1 pseudogene is annotated in these 276 nt (G+C 48.6%); it reads right to left on the bottom strand.

The features are described from left to right. Positions 1–231, bottom strand: a pseudogene (locus tag ACYP03_RS26070) (MotA/TolQ/ExbB proton channel family protein); the annotation flags it as partial. Positions 232–276: the final 45 nt, after the last annotated feature.

Consider the following 276-nt stretch of genomic DNA (forward strand, 5'->3'; position numbering starts at 1 on the left):
GCTGCTCAGGTTATCGATCTGTGTATTCAGCAATTTACGCTTGGCCAACAGCGCTTCTTTTTGAGCACGTATCTCTGCTTCTGTCTGCTTAAACCCAGCTTCGCGGGCTTGATTGTGGGCTTGCTCGGATTTTTGTTCCTGTCGGGTCTTTTCAACCAGGCCATCAACAGCCAGCACAGAAGTCGGCAGCGAAACCAGGGTAAGAGCGAGTGCTAACGTTTTAAGTTTCATCTCAGTTAGCCTCCAGATTCACAGAAACAGGAAGAGAAATCAGTC

The sequence above is a fragment of the Photobacterium sp. R1 genome, assembly GCF_054600795.1.